This window comes from Enterobacter sp. Ap-1006, from assembly GCF_011752835.1.
Classification (GTDB): Bacteria; Pseudomonadota; Gammaproteobacteria; order Enterobacterales; family Enterobacteriaceae; genus Cedecea.
Window position 1 is genome coordinate 189,733 of record NZ_VWWU01000005.1, and the last position, 19,380, is coordinate 209,112.

18 protein-coding genes and 1 riboswitch are annotated in these 19,380 nt (G+C 53.4%); of the genes, 11 read left to right on the forward strand and 7 right to left on the reverse strand.

The window, feature by feature from the left end; translation table 11 throughout:
* Positions 1-51 precede the first annotated feature (51 nt).
* On the reverse strand, positions 52-1,233 hold the full coding sequence (gene nepI, locus F3J28_RS16790; RefSeq protein ID WP_166877993.1) for a purine ribonucleoside efflux pump NepI: 1,182 nt from the start codon (positions 1,231-1,233) through the stop codon (positions 52-54).
* Positions 1,234-1,821: 588 nt separating this feature from the next.
* On the opposite strand from nepI, the gene fimA reads away from it, so the two are divergent.
* From fimA to sfmF, 6 genes are all read left to right on the forward strand, one after another.
* Complete coding sequence (gene fimA, locus F3J28_RS16795; protein WP_039298013.1) at positions 1,822-2,376, forward strand: type 1 fimbrial major subunit FimA; 555 nt, start codon at positions 1,822-1,824, stop codon at positions 2,374-2,376.
* A gap of 78 nt (positions 2,377-2,454) precedes the next feature.
* Positions 2,455-3,000 (forward strand): type 1 fimbrial protein subunit FimI, encoded by a 546-nt coding sequence (gene fimI, locus F3J28_RS16800; protein ID WP_008460884.1) that lies wholly within the window; start codon positions 2,455-2,457, stop codon positions 2,998-3,000.
* 44 nt (positions 3,001-3,044) lie between these two features.
* Positions 3,045-3,740 carry a type 1 fimbria chaperone FimC gene (gene fimC / locus F3J28_RS16805; protein ID WP_166878358.1) on the forward strand — a complete coding sequence of 232 codons (696 nt, stop codon included), beginning with the start codon at positions 3,045-3,047 and terminating at the stop codon, positions 3,738-3,740.
* A 31-nt stretch (positions 3,741-3,771) separates the two neighbouring features.
* Positions 3,772-6,366 carry a fimbrial biogenesis usher protein gene (locus tag F3J28_RS16810; RefSeq protein WP_166877996.1) on the forward strand — a complete coding sequence of 865 codons (2,595 nt, stop codon included), beginning with the start codon at positions 3,772-3,774 and terminating at the stop codon, positions 6,364-6,366.
* Positions 6,367-6,393: 27 nt separating this feature from the next.
* Positions 6,394-7,398: a type 1 fimbria D-mannose specific adhesin FimH gene (gene fimH / locus F3J28_RS16815; protein ID WP_166877998.1), complete on the forward strand. Its 1,005-nt coding sequence runs from the start codon at positions 6,394-6,396 to the stop codon at positions 7,396-7,398.
* 9 nt (positions 7,399-7,407) lie between these two features.
* Positions 7,408-7,929, forward strand: coding sequence for a fimbria assembly protein (gene sfmF / locus F3J28_RS16820; protein ID WP_166878001.1), 522 nt, complete (start codon positions 7,408-7,410; stop codon positions 7,927-7,929).
* Positions 7,930-8,004: 75 nt separating this feature from the next.
* Here the strand turns inward: sfmF and fimZ are convergent, their stop codons facing one another.
* From fimZ to fimW, 4 genes are all read right to left on the reverse strand, one after another.
* Entirely contained in the window at positions 8,005-8,637 is a 633-nt protein-coding gene (gene fimZ, locus F3J28_RS16825; RefSeq protein WP_008460895.1) for a fimbria biosynthesis transcriptional regulator FimZ, read from the reverse strand.
* A gap of 564 nt (positions 8,638-9,201) precedes the next feature.
* A complete protein-coding gene (locus tag F3J28_RS16830; protein ID WP_286178284.1) occupies positions 9,202-9,930 on the reverse strand; it encodes a DNA-binding response regulator in 729 nt (242 codons plus the stop codon).
* 20 nt (positions 9,931-9,950) lie between these two features.
* Positions 9,951-10,661, reverse strand: a complete 711-nt coding sequence (locus F3J28_RS16835) for an EAL domain-containing protein (RefSeq protein ID WP_166878006.1) — start codon at positions 10,659-10,661, stop codon at positions 9,951-9,953.
* A gap of 252 nt (positions 10,662-10,913) precedes the next feature.
* Entirely contained in the window at positions 10,914-11,516 is a 603-nt protein-coding gene (fimW, locus tag F3J28_RS16840; RefSeq protein WP_008460898.1) for a fimbria biosynthesis transcriptional regulator FimW, read from the reverse strand.
* 213 nt (positions 11,517-11,729) lie between these two features.
* Between fimW and tsr the strand changes: the two genes are divergently transcribed.
* The gene (gene tsr, locus F3J28_RS16845) at positions 11,730-13,394 is read left to right on the forward strand and encodes a methyl-accepting chemotaxis protein (RefSeq protein WP_166878008.1); all 1,665 of its coding nucleotides are present in this window, start codon (positions 11,730-11,732) and stop codon (positions 13,392-13,394) included.
* Positions 13,395-13,446: 52 nt separating this feature from the next.
* On the opposite strand, the gene F3J28_RS16850 is transcribed toward tsr, so the two are convergent.
* On the reverse strand, positions 13,447-14,382 hold the full coding sequence (locus F3J28_RS16850) for a LysR family transcriptional regulator (RefSeq protein WP_166878011.1): 936 nt from the start codon (positions 14,380-14,382) through the stop codon (positions 13,447-13,449).
* A gap of 178 nt (positions 14,383-14,560) precedes the next feature.
* On the opposite strand from F3J28_RS16850, the gene F3J28_RS16855 reads away from it, so the two are divergent.
* Both F3J28_RS16855 and F3J28_RS16860 read left to right on the forward strand, forming a co-directional pair.
* On the forward strand, positions 14,561-15,895 hold the full coding sequence (locus F3J28_RS16855; RefSeq protein WP_166878014.1) for an MFS transporter: 1,335 nt from the start codon (positions 14,561-14,563) through the stop codon (positions 15,893-15,895).
* A 15-nt stretch (positions 15,896-15,910) separates the two neighbouring features.
* On the forward strand, positions 15,911-17,077 hold the full coding sequence (locus F3J28_RS16860) for a M20 aminoacylase family protein (protein ID WP_166878017.1): 1,167 nt from the start codon (positions 15,911-15,913) through the stop codon (positions 17,075-17,077).
* 49 nt (positions 17,078-17,126) lie between these two features.
* Here F3J28_RS16860 and ubiK read toward each other — a convergent pair whose 3' ends face one another.
* Complete coding sequence (gene ubiK / locus F3J28_RS16865; protein ID WP_008460905.1) at positions 17,127-17,387, reverse strand: ubiquinone biosynthesis accessory factor UbiK; 261 nt, start codon at positions 17,385-17,387, stop codon at positions 17,127-17,129.
* Between the two features lie 122 nt (positions 17,388-17,509).
* Positions 17,510-17,658: riboswitch (FMN riboswitch) on the forward strand.
* A gap of 94 nt (positions 17,659-17,752) precedes the next feature.
* Here ubiK and ribB point away from each other — a divergent pair.
* Positions 17,753-18,406, forward strand: coding sequence for a 3,4-dihydroxy-2-butanone-4-phosphate synthase (gene ribB / locus F3J28_RS16870; protein WP_008460907.1), 654 nt, complete (start codon positions 17,753-17,755; stop codon positions 18,404-18,406).
* Positions 18,407-18,584: 178 nt separating this feature from the next.
* Positions 18,585-19,373, forward strand: coding sequence for a 4,5-DOPA-extradiol-dioxygenase (gene ygiD / locus F3J28_RS16875; protein WP_166878020.1), 789 nt, complete (start codon positions 18,585-18,587; stop codon positions 19,371-19,373).
* Positions 19,374-19,380: the final 7 nt, after the last annotated feature.

The window sequence follows — 19,380 nt, forward strand, 5'->3', positions numbered from 1 at the left end:
TTCTTATCTCGAATATGGCCCGCCTGGTGCGGGCCTTGTTGTTTCTACAACTTAAGCCCGAACCTTCACCGTTACCAGCACCGCTGTCAGCAGCATCAGGCTACCGGACAAGATAAGCGGGGCCAGCAGGCCGAGGTTATCCAGCGCGAGGCCGCCTATTGCCGCCCCGCAGGTGTTGGCCAGTTGAATCACCGCGACCTGAATTGACCCGGCTTTTTCAGCCTGATCCGCCAGCGAGCGGGTGATCCACGTTGACCAGCCGACCGGCACGAGGGCAAAGGCGAGTCCCCAAACAATAGCAATCACCGATGCCACGGCTTTGTTCGCCCCCCACAGCACCAGCACCGCCGCGCTGATAGCGAGAATCAACGGCGCGCAGGCCAGGGCCAGCTTGAGTGACCGTTTCAGGATCGGAGCGGAAAGAGAGGTGCCGACGAAGCTGGCGATACCGAAGCTCAGCAGCACCAGCGTCAGCCCGTCCACGTCAAAGCCCGCCAGGGTCATATAAACCGGGCGAATATAGGTAAAGAACGAGAACTGCCCGGCGAACGCCATGAAAATTGCCAGCATACCCGCCAGCACGCCCGGGCGTTTGAGCAGGCCAAACATGTTTTGCTTCTGGTGCGCCGCTTCGCCCGGCAGAGAAGGCAGCGCTTTCCAGACCCAGATAATACAGGCGACACCCATCAGCGCAGCGGCGTTAAAGACGTTGCGCCAGCCGATAATCCCGCCGAGGAAGCTGCCCAGCGGGGCGGCAATCACTAGCGCAATCGAGACGGCTCCGAAGATAACGGACAGCGCCTTAGGCACTGTGCGCGCGGGAACGAGGCGCATGGTCAGCGAGGCCGACATGGCCCAGAACCCGCCCAGTGCCAGCCCAAGACAGGCGCGACCAAGCAGCAGCAGAGAGAAGTTGCCCGCGAACGAAACCAGCAGGCAGGAGGCGGTGAGCAGCACGGCAAAAAGTAGCACCACTCGGCGGCGATCGGTCGATCCAATCAGGTTGGTGACAAACAGGCTGGCAAACATCGCCACAAAGGCGGTGACCGTGACCGACTGCCCGGCAAGGCCTTCGGAGATATTCAGTTCCTGCGCCATCGGCGTCAGCAGGCTAACCGGCAAAAACTCAACGGTAATCAGGCAGGCCACGCAAAACGCGATGGCAAAGACTGCCGACCAGTTGGGACGGGTTATCGAGGGTGCCGGAATGGTATGGGGGGCGGTTTCATTCATCCTGAAGTCCTGGGTCAAAGTTTGGGGCAAGCCTTCCAGTGTATCACCGCTTGCGCAACGTCTTTAACCTTTTGGCAACTTCACTCAGTATTGCGCGGCAGGCGTTCAAGATCCCTTTATCTGAACCAAACAAAAAATAAACAAATTTAACAAAAAATGAACAATTTTCTGGGGCTAAGAGAATAATATAACCCACTAAATTAACGAGGCTTTTATCTCTCCAGAATCATTTTCCCGAAAGATTTACCTGGTCATTTCTTAGGCGTTATTAAGACTGCGCTTATGCAACATAAAGAATTGGTATCTATTACTTAATTCAAATTTGGCTTAATTTAGACATACTTCGTAGCCCATCACGAATATATAAAAATTTCATCTTGAATTATTAAAGATAACTTTATACGGCACATTAAATAATGTGCTGGGGAAACGTTTGTCTTTAATTCTAATGAAGCCACTGAGCATTCTAAGGAATTCCCACAGGATGTGGGGAATGCGTTATGCGGTCATTTAAGACCGATGATGATTCAAACGGAGTCATGAAGGATGCCTGACTCCGATGTGCGTTTTATATATGAAGGAATACCCATGAAATTAAGCAAAATCGCCTCTTCTCTGATCGCAACCGTTGCTCTGGTCAGCAGCGCCGCTAACGCAGCAGATCCTGTTACCGTTAATGGCGGGACCGTGCACTTCCAGGGCGAGCTGGTTAACGCCGCTTGTGCGGTAAGCACTCAGTCCGACGGCCAGATCGTTAAACTGGGCCAGTACCGTACCGCCGCTTTCACCAAAGTGGGCGATACTTCTTCCCAGATCCCATTCAACATCGTTCTGACCGATTGCGATAGCACCGTGGCGGCCACCGCTTCTGTGGCATTCACCGGCCAGACTGATGCGACCGACCCAACGCTGCTGGCGGTGAACTCCGGCGGGAACGCAACCACCGCGAAAGGCGTGGGTATCGAGATCCTGGATCGTACCTCTAAGACTCTGTCTCCGAACGGCTCTACCTTCTCTACCGCTCAGACTCTGAACGACGGCGAGAACACCATTCCGTTCACCGCTCGCTATAAAGCAACCGCTGCAACTGCTACTGCCGGTGCTGCGAACGCGGACGCAACTTTCGTTATGAAATACGAATAATCAGCCACGGCTGAGAGCACAGGGATGATTCAGCCTCACGGATGAGGCTTGTCCGACGCGAGTCCAGAGAGGACGATGATGATAAGGAAAATCCTGCTCCTGGCGATGCTGGCTGCGGTGAATCCCGTTCAGGCAAAGCGCATTGTGGTTATCCACGGTGGGGAAGTGCATATGCAGGGTGAGCTGGTCAACGGCGCCTGCGCCGTCGCGCCTGAAAGTCAGGAAATGACGGTGCAAATGGGCCAGTACCCGAGCAACGTATTTAAAGATGTTGGCAGCTACGCGCCGCCCAGCATCCCTTTTACCCTTCGGCTGACGGACTGTCGCCCGGAGGTTTATGACCATGTGGGCATCGCGTTTCAGGGATCTACTCCGGCGGAAGATCCTCTGGTCTTTCTGGCCACGTCCAGCGTAAGTGGCAATGACGCCAGCAGCGGCATTGGCCTCGCACTATTCGACCAGCAGCAGCAGCTGATTATTCCCAATAGCGAACCGGCGTCTTATTCGGAAATAACCACGCAGGAAATGAGTTTTCATTTTACTGCCCGTTATCGCGCGGTTTCTAAGCATATGTCGCCCGGAAATATTCGCTCTGACGTCTGGTTCACGCTGGTTTATCCCTGAACCTCTGCTTTTCCATTCTGGCTATTTTGATGGTACCTGTCGTGATGAACAAATTATATAAAGCCGCTTCGGCACTGATGCTCTCTTTAATGATGATGACTTTTAATGCGCAGGCTGCGGGCGGTATTGCCCTGGGCGCTACGCGCGTTATTTATCCGGCCGATGCGAAACAAACTTCGCTGGCTATCACCAACAGCGATCCGAAAGAGCGCTTCCTGGTGAACTCATGGATCGAGAACGATCTCGGCCAGAAAGAGAAAAGTTTTGTGGTGACGCCGCCGCTGTTTGTCAGTGAGCCAAAAAGCGAAAACACGCTGCGTATTATCTATGCCGGACCGGCGTTACCGACGGATCGCGAGTCTATTTTCTGGATGAACGTGAAGGCCATTCCTTCCGTGGATAAAAACAGCGTTGAGGGCAAAAACGTCCTTCAGCTCGCCGTGCTTTCCCGCATCAAGCTGTTCGTGCGCCCTAAAAATCTGCAGATGCAGCCGGAAGATGCGCTGAAAGAGATCCGCTTCGCGCGTAACGGCCAGTACCTGAAGATCAGCAACCCTTCACCTTACTACGTTTCGCTGGTCAACCTGAAAATGGGCAGTGAAAAACTGCCTAACACCATGGTGGCACCAAAAAATAGCGTACAGGTTGCCGTACCGTCCGGCGTTCAGGGGACAGTGAGCTTCCAGACTGTGAACGACTACGGCGCGGTGACTAAAGCACAAGCGGGTGTCATGCAGTAACGCCAGGCTGGCAAAGGGAAGCAGGTAAATCATGAAGAGATCAGTCTCGCGTAAAGTGTTTACGCTAGCGCCGCTGGCGGCGACCATTGTGGCCTCATTTTGGCCCGCGTTCGCTGCCGCTGAGAGCTATTTCAACCCGGCATTTTTGTCGGACGATACCGCGGCGGTGGCGGATCTGTCTCGCTTCGAAAAAGGCAGCAGCCAGCCGCCGGGCGTTTATCGCGTGGATATCTGGCGCAACGATGAATTTGTTGCCACCGAAGACGTGCATTTTACGGCGACGGAATCGAAAGTCCCTGCTTCTGAAGCCGTGAAGTCCGGCGGGCTGACGGCCTGCCTCGACGTCGACTGGCTCAAGCGGCTCGGGCTGAATATGCTGGCGTATCCTGAGCTGGCGAAATACAAGTCCGGGGAGTGCGTCCCCGTGACAACGGCCGTGCCAGGCGCTGAAATGAGCTATGACTTTTCGCGTCTGCGACTGGACATTAGCCTGCCACAGGCCTCTTTAATCAACAGCGCCCGCGGTTACATTCCACCAGATCAGTGGGATGAAGGGATCCCTGCGGCGCTGCTGAACTACACCTTCACCGGCAACCGCGGCACTTACAACGACAGCTACTATCTGAACCTGCAAAGCGGGCTGAATCTGGGCCCGTGGCGCCTGCGCAACAACGGGGCCTGGAACTACACCAGCGGCGATGGCCACCACCAGAATCAATGGCAGAATATCAGTACCACGCTGCAGCGCACGATTATTCCGCTCAAGGGAGAGCTGGTCATGGGCGACAGCAACACCGGCAGCGATGTGTTCGACAGCCTCGGGTTTCGCGGGGCGCGCCTCTATTCTTCAGACAGCATGTACCCGGACAGCCTGCAGGGCTACGCGCCAACCGTGCGCGGGATTGCCCGCACCAACGCCAAGATTGTTGTCCGCCAGAACGGCTACGTGATTTATCAGAGCTATGTCTCTCCGGGCGCGTTTGCCATCAGCGACCTTAACCCGACGTCTTCAAGCGGTGACTTAGAGGTTACGGTAGAGGAGAAAGACGGCTCAGTGCAGAAATACTCCGTGCCTTATTCCACCGTGCCGATGCTGCAGCGTGAAGGCCGTTTTAAATATGATGTGGTGATGGGGGATTTCCGCAGCGGGAATAACCAGCAGGATAAGCCGTTCTTTACTCAGGGTACGTTGATTGCCGGTCTGCCGAACGGCTATACCGCCTATGGTGGGACACAGCTGGCAGAACGCTATACCGCCGTTGCGTTAGGTGCCGGGAAAAACCTCGGTGACTGGGGGGCGATTTCGCTCGATCTTACCCATGCGCGCAGCAAGCTGGCGGATGACAGCGATCATCAGGGGCAGTCGCTGCGCTTCCTGTACGCCAAATCCCTGAGCGGCTACGGAACTAACTTCCAGCTGCTGGGCTATCGCTACTCCACTCGCGGTTTTTACACTCTGGATGATGTGGCCTACCGGAATATGGAAGGCTACCAGTACGAGTGGCAAAACAACGACAGCAACCGGCAGGAGCTGGTGGCGACCAGCTATCACAACCTGCGCTACAACAAAAAGGGCCGATTTCAGGTCAATATCTCCCAGTCTCTGGGGGATTACGGCTCGGTCTATGTTTCCGGTAGCCAGCAAACTTACTGGGGAACCGATCAGGACAACACCTGGTATCAACTGGGCTATTCCAGCGGCTGGCGCGGGATCAGCTACTCGCTTTCCTGGTCGTGGAGTAAGTCGCTCGGCCTGGCAGACACCAACCGGATTGTCGCCTTCAACCTTTCGATTCCGTTTAGCACGCTGCTTGGGCACGGTTATTCGCGCGATACGGCGCTGGATCGTGCCTACGCCACGCTGGCCACAAGCCGCAGCTCTGACGGCAAAAACAGCTGGCAATCCGGGGTCGGCGGCACGCTGCTGGAAGGTCGCAACCTGAACTACAGCGTGAGTCAGGGGCATACCAGCAATAACGGCTATTCCGGCAGCGCCACTGCCAACTGGCAGGCCACGTACGGCACGCTTGGCCTGGGCTACAACTATGACCGCAACCAGCATGACTTCAACTGGCAGGCTTCCGGCGGCGTGGTTGGCCATGCGGACGGGGTGACCTTCAGCCAGCCGCTGGGCGACACCAACGTGTTGATTAAAGCGCCGGGCGCTTCCGGCGTCAGCATTGAAAACCAGACCGGGGTGAAAACCGACTGGCGTGGCTATGCCGTTATGCCGTATGCCACGGTTTACCGCTACAACCGCGTAGCGCTCGACACCAACACAATGGACAACCACACCGACATTGAAAACAACGTCAGCAGCGTAGTGCCGACGGAGGGCGCGCTGGTTCGTGCCACCTTCGACGCCCGAATTGGCGTGCGCGCCATTCTCACCGTGAAACGCGGCGACCGCCCGGTGCCGTTTGGTTCCGTGGTGCGGGAAGAGCAAAGCGGTGTGACCAGCATGGCCGGTGACGACGGGCAGATTTACCTCAGCGGCCTGCCGCTGAAGGGCAAGCTGCTGATCCAGTGGGGCGACGGGAAGGGTTCCCAGTGCCGCGCCAACTATTCCCTGCCGGAAGAGAGCCTGAAGCAGGCTGTCGTCATGGCAACCGCCACCTGTTCATAGCGTGCGGAGAGATTCAGGAAGATGAAAATGAAACTGAAAAATTTGATGGCCGGGTCGCTGCTACTGGCGTTCGCTACCCCAGCTCTGGCGACGGTTTGTGAAAACGAGCTTAAGGTCCCAACCGATATTGCGTACGACCTGTCTGACAAATTTAATAGTAGCAACAACAACGTCGGGCAGATCGTGACTCTGAGCGAAAAAACAGGGCTGATTGGCGTGAATGCCATCTGTCCTAAAGGAACGTCAGGGAATACCACCAAGCGTAGCTATGTTACCGATTTACCCATCCAAGAAGTGGTGGGGAGTTATAAGTATCTGAAGATAAATGACTACCTTAATGGTGCCATGAAAATAAACGACAGCTATGCGGGCGACTTTTATCCGCCGGTGAGCTACATGCAAATGGGGTCGCACCCTAACGTATCGAAGAACAAACCTTTTGGGGTCACGGATTCGAAGCTGGTGTTTCGCCTTAAAGTCACCCGCCGTTTTATTAACATGGTGCCGATTCCACGCCAGACGATGTTCCGGGTCTACGTAACGACGACCTCTGCGGACCCGTTAGATACCGTCGTTTACACCATCAGCTACAGCGGCAAAGTTGAAGTCCCGCAGACCTGCGAAATCAACGCCGGGCAGGTGGTGGAGTTTGATTTTGGCAGCATCGGGGCATCGTTATTCAGCCAGGCCGGGGCCGGTAACCGCCCGCAAAGCGTGACGCCGCAAAGTAAAACGGTCGGCATCAAATGCACTAATATCGATGCCCAGGCTTACCTCACGCTGCGCCTTGAGGCTGAGAAAAGCAGCGGCAATATGATGATATCCGATAACAGCGATCTGGGCTTTATCGTGGCGAACGCCAGCGGTACGCCGCTGACGCCAAACAACCTTGGCAGCAAGATTAATTTCCAGCTTGATGATGCCGCTGCGGCCCGGGTGGGAATTCGCGCCTGGCCGGTAAGCGTGACGGGCGTTAAGCCGAAGGAAGGGCCGTTCACGGCTCGTGGCTATCTGCGCGTTGATTTCGACTAAGGGGACCTGATGAACAAGTTTATCCTGAGCGCGCTGGCGCTGGTCCCGATACTCTGCGTGCCCTCAGTGAAAGCGGCTTCGCCGCTGGGGGAAATCAACGTTGAGCTGCATGGAACAATCGTGGATTACACCTGTGTCGTGGAGACGGGCGGGGACAATAAGACGGTGAAGCTTGGCTCGTGGCCGACCAAACAGCTGCGCACCGCCGGGAGCACAACTCAGGCAATGCCGTTTAACCTGAAGCTAACCGGCTGCCCGCCGAGCGGTACCGCATCAATCACCTTTAATGGCAAGACTACCGGCACGGGACTGCTGGCGCTAAACGCTGCCAGTACGGCGAAAAATGTGGCTATTGAGCTACTGAATGAGGATAAGTCCCGATTGTTGTTGAATGATGCCAGTAAAACGATGCCGGTTGATGCCAACGGCGATGTGACGCTCAAGTTTTGGGCAAACTATATTGCCACGGCGGACAACGCGGATGCCGGGCTGGCCAATGCGGATGCGACGTTTCTGATTAACTACAATTAAAACATCGTTAATGGTTCCAGAAAATAACCGGGAGGAGTCTTCCCGGTATTTCCGCTTCCGGTGCGTAATGGTCCTTTATAGCAGTTCATGCACCTTGGCATAGTCAATCAGCTCGACAATGGAAGTGAGTCCGAGTTTAGAGAATATATTAGCTTTATGTGCGCTAATGGTCTTGTTACTCAGTAATAGCTGTTCGGCAATCTCTTTATTCGACAGGCCGTTTGCCAAATAACGCAAGACTGTGATTTCGCGGTTGGATAACGGCATATCGTCCATCGTTCCCCGGCGTGATTTATGGCTGCTGATAAAATGCAGCGTTTCCGAAGGGAAAAAGGAGTAGCCAGAAAGCAACATTTCAACCGCGTTAAATATATCTTCCTGTTCCTTACGTTTGCTCACAAATCCGTTGGCGCCGGCCTGAATAGCGCGCCCTGCGTAAAACGACTCTGATTTTGACGACAGGAAAAGGATTTTGGTTTTTTCCTGTAATCCTTTGATTCTTTTAAGTAATGTAAAGCCATCTGTGTTGGGGAGTTCAACGTCAAGAATCACCAGATCGACTGGATTCGCGCGCATATAGTCGATAACTTCCCGACCATCATCTGTTTTTAAAACAACATTAATATCTTTATTTTTCTGGAGGAGAACTTCTATCGACATTCTGACAATAGGATGCTCGTCCATAATGATTACGGATGCCGGTTTCATTTTTTTTTGCCTCGATTGTTTGATAAAAACATCGCTTTGACACAGCGTCAATGGCAGCGAAAGTGATAAACAGTGAGTTGGCGGTTGCCGGTCTTTATGCGGGAACCTCCTTGTTTTTTTTAACTCTCTTCCTTTTTAAATTCGTTATTGTCGGCGGGAGAATGACTGCCTAAATAACTTCACATGTAATCCTTATAAATGCCATGGCAAATATAAATATGTGATGAGGTGATTATACAGCGCAGTTTTTGTGGGAAAAGTCTGATGTTCCTGTAATAAGTCTGAGTCAATACGAAATGCTGTGTAGTTAATTGACCTTTTTCTAAATTGAATTAACGAACCTAATTTTTTAGTTAAGGTGGGTTAAAAGACTTTTTATTGGAGAAAAAATGACATTTAGTTCTAAATGTTGTTATTTTGTTTTGGATCAAAAAGTGCTGAATGGCGTCATAGCGGAATAATTGCTTCCAGGAATAGTTGTAATTGTTAATTTTTTGTTTGTTTTTAACTCAATTTGAACATTGAAATTAAGTAAATTCTTAAAATATCTTATGCCTCAGTAGGTTAGTTCGATAGCCAATGTGCGCTATTTGCAACAGAAATTTCATGTAGAAGGTGCAGCAATTTACTGCGGTTATCGAGCGCCAGTCGGGTCAGCAAAACGTTGAAGCGATAAACGACGTAATGATAGGGTTTCTCAAGTAAAAGGGCGATTGATTTCAATGACTCTCCGCGGCTCAGCGCCAGTAAAATCGCCCACTCTCTGAGGGAAAAACCCTGCGTGTCGCAACTCGCCGCCAAATCTGGGTCGCCGGGGCTTAAAGCCTGTTTCAGTTTGTCCGGGGGCAGACGACGCTCGACAATCTTGCAGCCAACGGCCTGCTGAATAAATCGTGTGATTTCGGGCTTTCGCTGCGCGCTAAGCAGCATGATTTGGTGTTGCGGCGTGGTGATAATTTGTTGGCGAATGGCCTTCAAAACGTCAAGTGTGGGGATCTCCAGGCTGTCGAGGTCGACGATCAGTCGCGGTACGGGAGAGTGCACCTGATGCGCGATAACGTCATCCAGCGAAGAGATCACGGGAATGTTAAGGCGATGGAAAAGAGTGCCGGTGATTGCGCTGCTGAGGAAATTGTCGGCAGAAACGAGGATGGCGTCGGGCTTCTTTGGTTTTTGCCCCCCAATCAATTGCTGTTGAATATATTCGAGTCGATCAAAAAAAAGTGGCGCGGTGGAGTTAGCGGGGTTTAGAAGATAATCAGTCCTGGTACGACGGTGTTTATTTCGCCTCATAGCTGCGCACATAAGCCTGCTCACAATGACAAGGTATCAGAGAGCAGCCAGCGTTTATGCGGCCATAAATAGCCTTGCCCGAAGCTGGCACCTGACTGGCGAGCGAGCTCGAGATGATGTGTGTCTTCGATACCTTCAATGATAATGTGGGGTGAAATATCCGCGCACCGTGCGACCAGGCGTTGAAGTGCCCTGGGATTTTTACCGAGCGTCCAGAATGCTTGCTTATCAATTTTTACTCCGCCGACATCAATGGCGTAGCGGTGGAAGCTTTCAATACAGCCCTCGGTAAGGTCATCCAGCCATACCGATATCCTTTGTTGCTGTAACAGCTTAATTCGCTCCCGCAGGCAAAGCTGATGCCGCCTGGAGCACGTATCAAAAAGTGGAGCATCCTGTATCTCAATTGTTATCCATGATTCACAAACATCAAGCAGCCGGGCGAATAGCCGCTCGTCAATCAGCGCCATAATGGGAAGGTTAAGGAAGAAGCTACCGGATGCCTGTCGGGACTTCAGCAGGTTGGCCTGACGGCAAAAAAGCGCCACGCTGTCGGCAGCCGACAGGTTCGCAAAAAAAACCTCGGAATCGCGTGATGGCGCGGCGAGCTGGCTGAGTACTTCGTGGCTAATAACGTGTCCGCTAAATAAATTAACAATCGGTTCCAGACGGAAACCGGAAATATGCTGGTCAACAGATAATAAATTGTTATCTCTAGAAATATTTATCATTATTTTGTCGCTAATTGTGACAGCTATTACTGAATTGCTGAGCAATCAATGCCCTGAGAGGAAGAGGTGGTGTGCTTTCAGCAAATTTGGAGATTTTTCTGAGCGTATTCTCTCAGCGCCTCGAATGAGTGAATACCGGGGATGGCTTATTCCAGGTTGCGAAAATTCGCAACCCTGAAGAGTGAAGGGCGCGTTTTTTTTATAATTAAGAGTAATTCCCTGGCATAATAAGAAAGTACTTAATTAAATAATTCAATCCAGCAAGAACGGCAGATTGAGTTTGATATAATTCATGAGTTTATATTGGCTCTTGATATTAAGTTTTTTCATAATCGACAGTCGTTTATCCCGCGCAGTATTTTCATCAATATGCATAATAAAAGCCGCGTCAATCAGCGAGTAACCACAGGCCATTAGCTTCAGTAATTCACGCTCCTGCATGTTGAAATGCCGCGTTGTGCAGTAGTGGCAAATAGACGTAGGCACGGGCAGGGTGTTTTTTTTGCGCCGTTCTGGATCTATCCAGGGGGCCAGTTTGAGCCTGACATCTTCGACCTCGTCCTCACGGTAGATAGACGGCAGCATATACAGGCAGGGACGAAACATCAGGTTCTCCTGGTCCTGCTTTTTGCAGATGAGGATCACCCGCTGATGGCGCGTCGTCTGCGGTATTTTGTAGCAGTTGGCGGTTGACCAGTTGTCGTCTAGCGCGAAAAAAACCAGATCGGCGACGTCCTGGTGCGCCAACGGTAGGAAATGATAAGTCTCGCTAAACTGACGGCAGAGCTGCTGGATAATAATTTTAATGCCATTGGCAAAATGGCTATTTCTTTCACAGATAGCAACGGTAAGCATGCCTTCCTCCGGGCTGGTTGACTATTAAAAAAATGATAGTGAAAAAAACTCGGGTTATGAATGTGTTACGACTTAACCCCGCAGGTGTGGAGGATGAATTATTGCCAGGCCATTTCCTGGGAGTAGCAGAAAAAACGGCAAAAAAACGCTTTGGGTAAAGTTTTCTGCTGTTACGCCGATGATTAAGACTTGTCTTACAGGGAATGAGAAGCAATGTTAAACCGTATCAAAATCGTTACAAGCTTACTGGTCGTCCTGGGGCTGTTTGGCATTTTGCAGATAGCTTCCGGCGGATTGTTCTTCAATGCGCTGAAGCAGGACAAAGAAAATTTCACCGTTCTACAAACCATTCGTCAGCAGCAGTCAACGCTGAACGGCAGCTGGGTCGCGCTGTTGCAGACCCGTAACACCCTGAATCGCGCCGGTATTCGCTACATGATGGATGCCAATAAAATTGGCAGCGGTGCAACCGTTGAAGAACTGATGGCGATTGCCAGCACTTCGCTGAAACAGGCTGAGGTTGAGTGGGCGGCTTATGAAGCTTTACCGCGCGATCCACGCCAAAGCGACGCGGCCGCACAAGAAATTAAGCGCAACTACGATATTTATCACGGTGCGCTGGCAGAGCTGATTCAACTGCTTGGCGCGGGGAAAATTAATGAATTCTTCGATCAGCCAACCCAGGGATATCAGGATGGCTTTGAGAAGCAATACGTTAACTATCTGCAGCAAAACGATCACCTTTATCAGGAAGCGGTCGACAGCAGCAACAGCTCCTACAGCATGGCGATTTGGATCCTGATTGGCGTCCTGATTGTGGTGCTGGTGGTGATCCTTGTGGTCTGGCAGGGGATCCGCACCACGCTTATCTCTCCGCTGAATCGCCTGATCGAAAGCATTCGCCACATCGCCAGCGGCGATCTGGTGCGCAAAATCGACGTGGAAGGCACCAACGAAATGGGGCAGCTGGCCGAGAACCTGCGCCATATGCAAAACGAGCTGGTGATTACCGTGGGCGAGGTCCGCAACGGCGCGAATGCCATTTATAGCGGCGCCAGCGAGATTTCCATCGGCAATAACGATCTCTCTTCTCGTACCGAACAACAGGCGGCTTCGCTTGAGGAAACGGCCGCGAGCATGGAGCAGCTGACTGCCACGGTTAAACAGAATGCTGAAAACGCCCGTCAGGCTAGCCAGCTGGCGCTAAGCGCCTCTGAAACCGCGCAGCGCGGCGGTAAAGTCGTGGACAATGTGGTGCATACCATGAGCGAAATTGCCGGCAGTTCGCAGAAAATTGCTGACATTATTAGCGTTATTGACGGCATCGCCTTCCAGACCAACATCCTGGCTCTTAACGCCGCCGTTGAAGCTGCCCGTGCGGGTGAGCAGGGACGTGGTTTTGCCGTGGTAGCCGGGGAAGTGCGTAATCTGGCGCAGCGAAGCGCGCAGGCCGCGAAAGAGATCAAAACCCTGATTGAGGATTCGGTTAGCAAGGTGGATACCGGCTCAACGCTGGTTGAAAGCGCCGGGGAAACCATGGGGGAAATCGTTAATGCGGTGACCCGCGTGACCGATATCATGGGCGAGATTGCCTCTGCTTCTGACGAGCAAAGCCGCGGGATCGATCAGGTTGGGTTAGCGGTTGCAGAAATGGACCGTGTGACCCAGCAGAACGCCGCGCTGGTGGAAGAGTCTGCCGCCGCCGCCGCTGCGCTGGAAGAACAGGCCAGCAGGCTCACGCAGTCCGTTTCCGTATTCCGTATCGCTCAGGAACGCCAGGCCAAAGCCCAGGCCGCTGCGCCGAAGGCTGTTGTGACGACGGCTGCCCCGCGTAAAGCCGTGGCTGCTACGTCTGACGATAACTGGGAAACCTTCTGATTCGAGCTGTATAGGAACAACAAGGCGGGTAGCTCAATGCTGTCCGCCTTTTTTATATCCTCGCTACCATTTCCAGCGCGTCGCTCTCCTGAAGCCAGTCGCGCGAATTGATCCTCAGCATTTCCATAAAGGTCGTCCCTGCGGTGGACAGCCGCCCTATACTGGGGCAAACGATGTTCACGCTGGTTGCCGGCAGCACTTCTTTAAGCGTCAGTGGCCGAAGATTTTTTTCATAGCCAGGAAAGCGAAGCCTGACCGAAGTCCACATGCTGACAATGGGCGCCTGTTCCATCATGCGCGCCATAATCCACGGCGAGGAGCAGTGCACAATCGTCGGCGGTAGCGGCATGTTATAGCGGCGGAAGACCTGGCCCAGAATAGAGTGCTCTCCCGGCTCATCCCAGTCCAGCCAGGGAAATTGCATCAGGCTTTTCAGCGTGGTGGTGTGGGTGACGGGATGATGCTCGCCGGCAATAATGGTGTTGCTGAGGGCGTAGAGCGTTTCCTGGTAAAACGTGCCGATGGGCGTTCCGCTGGCACTGGTCATCACCGCCATATCCAGCCGCTGATTAGCGAGCGCATCCAGAATCTGGAGCGGCCTGCCTTCCATGGCGATTAACTTCACGCCGGGAAAGCGGCTCTGGTACTGGCTCATTGTGGTGCTAAAGGGACCGTAAGAGGCGGCGGAGGTAAATCCAATGCGCAGCTGACGCATGGCTTTTCCGAGCAGATTATCGATTTCATCTCGCGCCTGATGTAACGAGCGATCGATATCCCTGGCATGGCGCAACAGCACTTGCCCGTACTCATTTAGCGTCACCCCCCGTGATGAGCGTTGCAAAATTGGCATGCCGATTTCCGTCTCCAGCTCCTGAATGGTTTTGGAAATAGCGGGTTGAGTGAGATGCAGCGCCCGGGCAGCCTTGCCTATGCTGCCCTGTGCTGCAACTTCTAGTAATACATCTAATTGATTTATTTTGATTTTCATTTGTCACTCCGCCATCGGCTTTCGCCATAGTGCAAAAAATGCACTTTCAGGATACGAAGAATATAACCAAAGCCATAACTAATTTTTATGTTTGCGATGTTATTTTTTTATGCAGATAGTCGAATCACCCTCAGAAGTCACAGCCCGACATGCAAAAAATAATGAGAAGGAAGTGAGCATGAAATCATCTGCAAGTACTGCCTCAGCGGCTAGCGGGTTGATCGCCGCGATGCCGCCTCAAAGCCGTCCTCTGGAAGGGCGAACCAGCGCTAAGTCTCTGGTGGCGGTAACATTGGGAAACGGATTAGAAATCTATGATTTTGCGGTTTATAGCTTCTTTTCAGTGATCATTGGCCACCTTTTTTTTCCCTCCAGTAATGACTATGTTTCGCTGCTGCTGGCGGTAGCGACCTTTGGCGTCGGTTTTGTGATGCGCCCATTGGGCAGCCTGGTGCTGGGTAACTATGCGGATAAGCATGGCCGCCGTTCCGGGATGACGTTGATCCTCGGACTGATGGCCCTTGGCGTGATGCTGGTGGCGTTTGCGCCGACTTACAGCCAGGTCGGAATACTGGGGCCCATCGTGTTGATTGCTGGCCGCCTGCTGCAAGGATTTTCCGCCGGGGGCGAAATCGGCGCGGCAACCAGCTGGCTGATGGAGGCCGGAGATAAATCCAGGCGCGGGCAGCGCGTGAGCTGGCAGATGACCAGCCAGGGCGGCGCGGCGCTGTTTGGGGCGGCAATGGGAGCTGGATTGAGCCATTACCTCAGCGAAGAGGCCCTGTACGATTGGGGCTGGCGCGTGCCCTTTATTCTGGGTCTGGCGATCATGCCCATTGGGATGTACATCCGGCGCCATTTGCCGGAAACGCATCATACTGAAGCGACTCCCCAAAAGGAGAACTCGGCCAAAATCCTCTGGCGGGAGCATCGTCGGGCTATGCTGTTGGGCATTTTGCTGATAATGAAAGGCACGACAACGTTCTACATCATCATTTATTACATGCCTGCATACATGGTGAACACGGTGCACATGCCGGCGGCGACCTCCTATTGGATAAGCCTGACGGCGGCGCTGATGACGCTCCTGATCCCTTTTTTCGCAGGAAAGCTGGCGGACAGGCTGCCCAGACGTAAGCCGATCATGACGTTCTGCTTTGCCGTTTCACTCTTGTTGGTTTGGCCAATCTTCGCGTCGATTTTGAACGGTATGCCGCTGTGGATCACTATTGCGTTAATCGCTGTCGATCAGGTGCTGGCGAATGTGTGCACGGTGGTGCTGTTCCTGCTGCTGCTCGAAGCATTTCCGAAAACGGTTCGGGCCTCGGGCATCAGCATTGTGTATGCCGTTGGCGTCACCCTATTTGGAGGCTTTGCGCAATTTAACGTGACCTGGTTGCTTAAAGCGACGGGTCAGCCGATGACGCCGGCCTGGTATCTGATTTTTTGCTCTTTCGTTTCGCTGGCGGCGCTGCTTGTCTGGCGGGAACGGAAAACGCAACCTGACGCTTAATACAAGGAGCTACCTATGTTGATTAAAGAGATTCTGGATCGTGAAGAAGAGATGATCGCCCTTCGGCGTGATTTCCACCAAAACCCGGAACTGGGGTTTGAAGAATTCCGCACCAGCGATCGTATTGCTGAACTGCTGACCGGCTGGGGTTATGAAGTACATCGCGGGTTAGGCGGCACCGGGGTGGTTGGGACGCTAAAAGTGGGAAGCGGCAGTAAAAGATTGGGGATCCGCGCCGATATGGACGCGCTGCCGATGCAAGAGCAAACCGGGCTGCCCTGGGCAAGCCAGGTGGAAGGTAAGATGCATGCCTGCGGGCATGACGGCCACTGCGCCATTCTGCTTTCTGCGGCTCGCTACCTGGCGGAGAAGAAGCCTTTTAACGGGACGCTGCATCTGATCTTTCAGCCGTCGGAAGAAAAAATCGGCGGTGCTAAGCGCATGATCGACGACGGTCTGTTCAGGCTGTTCCCGTGCGACGCGGTGTTTGGGTTGCATAATTTTCCCCTGATCCCCGCCGGTCAGTGGGTGACGAAGCCGGGGGCGTTAATGGCCTCTTCTGACAGCCTGACCATCACGCTGGAAGGTAAAGGTGGGCATGGCTCGATGCCGGAGCACTGTATCGATCCTACGATTGCCGGAGCCTCTATTGTGATGGCGCTGCAAACTATTGTCTCTCGCAATATCGATCCGCAGGATGCGGCGGTGGTGACCGTGGGCAGCCTGCAGAGCGGCACAACGCACAACATTATTCCGCACACAGCCGTGCTGAAGCTGAACATGCGTGCCTTTAAAAAAGAGGTTCGTGAGGCGCTCAAACAACGGGTTGAAACCCTCGTCCACGCTCAGGCGGAAAGTTTTGGCCTGAAGGCCTGTATAGAGGTGGATTTTGGCTATCCGGTGACGATAAATAACGAAGCACAGACGGCATTCGCGCTTCAGGTTGCCCGGGATACTTTCGGCGCGGATAACGTCGCGGATCCTCAGCACGTGAAGAGCATGATGGGCAGCGAGGATTTCTCTTTTATGCTGGAAGAGGTGCCGGGGTGTTATCTCTGGCTGGGTACGGCGACGGGGAAAGACGACTATTCAGTGCATCATCCTCTGTATCAGTTTAACGATGACTGTATTTCGGTGGGGGCTACATATTGGGTTCGGTTGAGTGAGGCATTTTTACTCTGAGAATTTCCCCCTGACGCTTTCCTTTGCGGGAGCGTCAGGAGGCGGAGCGTTACTCGGCGTCTTTCGGGGCTTCGCGGTTTTCCAGTTCGGTCAGTCGCTGCTCCAGCAGAGCCAGTTTCTCGCGGGTGCGCAGCAGGACCTGAGTTTGCACGTCAAACTCTTCGCGGCTCACAAGGTCAAGACGGGTCAACTGAGACTGCAGGATCTGGCGTACTTTCTTCTCCACATCATCCCCGAACTCACGAATCCCTTTCGGCATTGACTCATGGACCTGACGGGCGATTTGTTCAATTTTTTTCGGGTCAATCATAGCGGCTTCCATTATCTGGCGAGTAATAGGGCTAATTGTAATGCCTGATTGCCAGGGGATAAACTGGAAATGTTGCCTGTGTAATCGTTGCCCACAAAAATGATTAGCGCTATAGTGAACCTGCTTATTCTCAGGGCGGGGCGAAACTCCCCACCGGCGGTAAATCAGCGAACGCTGAAAGCCCGCGAGCGCTTCAGGCTTTGCCTGAAGGTCAGCAGATCCGGTGTAATTCCGGGGCCGACGGTTAAAGTCCGGATGGGAGAGAGTAACGATCACGTCAGGCCCTGGCCTGCCCGCGTTATTTTTTTAGCTCCTAAGACTGCCCTGATTCTGGTAACCATAATATTAATGAGGTTTTTATTACCATGAATCAGACGCTACTTTCTGCATTTGGCACCCCGACTGAGCGCGTTGAGCGTGCTCTTGATGCGCTTCGCGAAGGCCGTGGCGCCATGGTTCTCGACGATGAAAATCGTGAGAACGAAGGCGATATGATCTTCCCGGCTGAAACCATGACCGTGGAGCAAATGGCGCTGACCATTCGCCACGGGAGCGGCATTGTTTGCCTGTGCCTGACCGACGAACGCCGTAAACAGCTCGATCTGCCGATGATGGTCGAAAACAACACCAGCGCTTTCGGCACCGGGTTTACCGTGACCATCGAAGCCGCTCACGGCGTGACAACCGGCGTTTCCGCAGCCGACCGTCTGACCACCGTTCGTGCAGCTATTGCCGACGGCGCTAAGCCGAGCGACCTGCACCGCCCTGGTCACGTTTTCCCGCTGCGTGCGCAGCCGGGCGGTGTGTTAACTCGCGGCGGCCACACCGAAGCCACTATCGACCTCGTTTCCCTGGCCGGTTTCAAACCTGCGGGTGTGCTGTGTGAACTGACCAACGACGACGGCACCATGGCGCGTGCGCCGGAGTGCATTGAGTTTGCCCGCAAACATAATATGGCGGTTGTGACCATCGAAGATTTGGTGGAATATCGCCAGGCGCAAGCGCGTAAAGCCAGCTAAAAAAGTAAAGCCCGGTCAGCGCGATCGGGCTTTTGTTATTCACTCCCGCCTCGCTGTTTTCGTCTTTTCAGACCTGTTCAAAATTTCTGATGATCATCATCATGCTTATCTGAGTTCTTCCCACAAAAATTGGGCGTAATCTGTGTGTATTGAATCTTAGCCATTTAAGGACACCATCATGACAAGCCCACGTATGCCCGCGCTGTTCCTTGGCCACGGTAGCCCGATGAACGTGCTGGAAGATAACCGCTATACCCGCGCCTGGGCTCAGCTCGGCGAAACGCTGCCGCGGCCAAAAGCGATTGTGGTGGTGTCGGCCCACTGGTTCACCCGTGGAACGGGCGTGACCGCGATGGAAGCGCCGAAGACGATTCACGACTTTGGTGGTTTTCCGCAGGCGCTGTATGACACGCACTATCCGGCACCCGGTTCGCCTGAGCTGGCGCAGCAGCTGGTTGAATTATTGGCACCAACGCCGGTGGCGTTAGATAAAGAAGCGTGGGGCTTTGACCACGGCTCGTGGGGGGTGCTTATCAAGATGTACCCTAACGCGGATATCCCGATGGTGCAGCTGAGTATTGACAGCACGAAGCCGGCAGCCTGGCATCTGGAGATTGGCCGCAAACTGGCCACGCTACGTGACCAGGGGATTATGCTGGTGGCGAGCGGTAACGTGGTGCATAACCTGAGAACTGCGCGCTGGCACGGTGAAAATACACCTTACCCCTGGGCCGAGTCGTTTAACGACTATGTTAAAGCCAACCTGACCTGGAAGGGGCCTGCGGAGGAGCATCCGCTGGTGAACTATCTCAGTCATGAAGGCGGTTCACTGTCTAACCCGACGGCGGAGCATTTCCTGCCGCTGCTTTATGTACTGGGCGCGTGGGACGGCAAAGAGCCGGTGACGATTCCGGTCGACGGAATAGAGATGGGATCGCTGAGTATGCTGTCGGTTGTGGTAGGGTAAACAAAAA

Excerpts from the sequence above, each read along its gene's own strand:
- ygiD (WP_166878020.1), top strand. The coding sequence starts at position 18,585 with ATGACAAGCCCACGTATGCCCGCGCTGTTCCTTGGCCACGGTAGCCCG.
- fimW (WP_008460898.1), bottom strand. The coding sequence starts at position 11,516 with ATGCTTACCGTTGCTATCTGTGAAAGAAATAGCCATTTTGCCAATGGC.
- fimA (WP_039298013.1), top strand. The coding sequence starts at position 1,822 with ATGAAATTAAGCAAAATCGCCTCTTCTCTGATCGCAACCGTTGCTCTG.
- F3J28_RS16830 (WP_286178284.1), bottom strand. The coding sequence starts at position 9,930 with ATGAGGCGAAATAAACACCGTCGTACCAGGACTGATTATCTTCTAAAC.
- F3J28_RS16860 (WP_166878017.1), top strand. The coding sequence starts at position 15,911 with ATGTTGATTAAAGAGATTCTGGATCGTGAAGAAGAGATGATCGCCCTT.
- F3J28_RS16855 (WP_166878014.1), top strand. The coding sequence starts at position 14,561 with ATGAAATCATCTGCAAGTACTGCCTCAGCGGCTAGCGGGTTGATCGCC.
- F3J28_RS16835 (WP_166878006.1), bottom strand. The coding sequence starts at position 10,661 with ATGATAAATATTTCTAGAGATAACAATTTATTATCTGTTGACCAGCAT.
- fimZ (WP_008460895.1), bottom strand. The coding sequence starts at position 8,637 with ATGAAACCGGCATCCGTAATCATTATGGACGAGCATCCTATTGTCAGA.
- fimC (WP_166878358.1), top strand. The coding sequence starts at position 3,045 with ATGAACAAATTATATAAAGCCGCTTCGGCACTGATGCTCTCTTTAATG.
- F3J28_RS16810 (WP_166877996.1), top strand. The coding sequence starts at position 3,772 with ATGAAGAGATCAGTCTCGCGTAAAGTGTTTACGCTAGCGCCGCTGGCG.
- F3J28_RS16850 (WP_166878011.1), bottom strand. The coding sequence starts at position 14,382 with ATGAAAATCAAAATAAATCAATTAGATGTATTACTAGAAGTTGCAGCA.
- sfmF (WP_166878001.1), top strand. The coding sequence starts at position 7,408 with ATGAACAAGTTTATCCTGAGCGCGCTGGCGCTGGTCCCGATACTCTGC.
- nepI (WP_166877993.1), bottom strand. The coding sequence starts at position 1,233 with ATGAATGAAACCGCCCCCCATACCATTCCGGCACCCTCGATAACCCGT.
- ubiK (WP_008460905.1), bottom strand. The coding sequence starts at position 17,387 with ATGATTGACCCGAAAAAAATTGAACAAATCGCCCGTCAGGTCCATGAG.
- fimH (WP_166877998.1), top strand. The coding sequence starts at position 6,394 with ATGAAACTGAAAAATTTGATGGCCGGGTCGCTGCTACTGGCGTTCGCT.
- tsr (WP_166878008.1), top strand. The coding sequence starts at position 11,730 with ATGTTAAACCGTATCAAAATCGTTACAAGCTTACTGGTCGTCCTGGGG.
- fimI (WP_008460884.1), top strand. The coding sequence starts at position 2,455 with ATGATAAGGAAAATCCTGCTCCTGGCGATGCTGGCTGCGGTGAATCCC.
- ribB (WP_008460907.1), top strand. The coding sequence starts at position 17,753 with ATGAATCAGACGCTACTTTCTGCATTTGGCACCCCGACTGAGCGCGTT.